This is a genomic window from Lederbergia ruris, assembly GCF_018332955.1.
Taxonomy (GTDB): domain Bacteria; phylum Bacillota; class Bacilli; order Bacillales; family Bacillaceae_C; genus Lederbergia; species Lederbergia ruris.
Window position 1 is genome coordinate 1 of sequence record NZ_BORB01000084.1, and the last position, 1,919, is coordinate 1,919.

The window sequence follows — 1,919 nt, forward strand, 5'->3', positions numbered from 1 at the left end:
GGGGCTGTCCAGAAAGTCGTTGAAAAACGACTTCCTGTGACAACCTTTCCTATTTTTACTAAAAATACATACAAAAAAATCGCCCTTTCTAGTAGAATGAAGTTACCACACAACACTCAAGAAAGGACGATTTTTTTATGAGCAATCCGAAGATTACTAAAAAAGAGTATAACACACAAACATCGCTTCCTCTAGAGGTAAAAGAAGAAACTCCTATTGCTTCTAAAGAAAAATTTACTCCCACGTTCAAATCCTACAATAATCATCAAAGTTTCTTTATTTATGACCTTCAAGAACTGATCCCTGAACATCATGTCGCCCGTGTTGTTGATGAAATGGTTGAGGCCATTCCAGACGAGCAACTATTTGCCCATTATTCAGGTGGCGGACGTCGCCCATTTCATCCGAAAATGATGCTAAAAGTGATTTTATATGCGTATTCACAAAAAGTATATTCTTGCCGTGGCATAGAAACGCTTATTCAAGAAAGCCTTCCTGCGATGTGGCTGGCGGCGATGCAAAAACCTGATTTCCGTACCATCAACGATTTTCGGGGGAAGCGCATGAAAGCCATGATGGATGAGCTGTTTGAAACGATGATCCTCAAATTAATCGACGACGGGCATATTACAATGGAAAACTACTTCTTGGATGGCACAAAGATTGAAGCCAACGCCAACAAGTATTCTTTCGTGTGGAAAAAATCAACCCTCCGTTTTGACGCGAAATTAAAAGAGAAAATCAAAGAAACACTTGAGCACATCCATGAAATTACACAAGCTGAAGGAATGGAACTTGAGAACACACCTGGAGAAAATGCGTCTCCTGAAGAATTAGAAGCAGTGGCCAATCAACTTGAGGCCAAAGTTAACAGCTTATCAGAAGAAATCGAGTCGACAAAAGAAATTCCTGCCCGCAAAGAACTGCGTGCACGCCGCAGTGAGTTAAAAAAACCACTTAAACTCATTCGTAAAGACTTCATTCCGCGCGTTCAAAAATACCAAACGCACTTAGAGACATTTGGTGATCGCAACAGCTTTTCTAAAACGGATCCTGATGCGACCTTTATGCGCATGAAAGATGACCATATGAAAAACGGACAGCTAAAACCTGGCTATAATGTACAAATAGCAACAGAAAACCAATTTATCCTTTATTATACGCTGCATCAGCGCCCGACAGACACACGCTGTTTTATCCCCCACTTAGAGAAATTGGCAGCGTCCCGTTTGCCGATGCCTAAAACAGTGATTGCGGATGCAGGGTATGGCAGTGAGGAAAATTATCTGTATGCCCTCGGGGAAGAAAAGGAGCCTCATTTTGAATGTTTAATCCCCTATAGCACGTATGTAAAAGAAAAAACACGCAAATACAAAAACGACATTAGGAATGTAAAAAACTGGACATACCAGGAAAAAGACGACCTGTTCATTTGCCCAAACGAACGCAAAGTGCTCTTTAAAAAGTACCAAAACAGAAAGAACGCTTCAGGATTCGAGCAAAGCTACAAAATTTATGAATGTGAAGACTGTTCCGATTGCCCGCTGAAAGCACAATGTACAAAGGCAAAAGGCAATCGCCAAGTCCACTTGAATCCGATATTTGAAGAGATGAAAGCAAAGGCGAAAACAGCCCTTGAATGTGAGGAAAAAGCAGAACTCTACTCCAGGCGCAAAATTGAGGTAGAGAGTGTTTTTGGCCACATCAAGGGCAATCGGTCGTTCCGCCGTTTCTCATTACGGGGCCTTGAAAAGGTCCATGTAGAGTTTGGGATTGTGGCATTAGCCCACAATCTCCTGAAAGTGGCAGGCACTCGCCTACTATTTTCAGGGAAAAACCATAAAAACACAAAATCAGGTGGAGAAAAACAAATCGTTTCTCTCCACCTGATTTATTTTAGGGACTTTTTAGACATCCCC

The 1,919-nt window shown here is 41.6% G+C and carries 1 protein-coding gene; it reads left to right on the forward strand.

The window, feature by feature from the left end:
• Nucleotides 1-137: 137 nt before the first annotated feature.
• The coding region (locus KI363_RS21465; protein WP_246516995.1) for an IS1182 family transposase at nucleotides 138-1,919 on the forward strand (1,782 nt) is incomplete at its 3' end.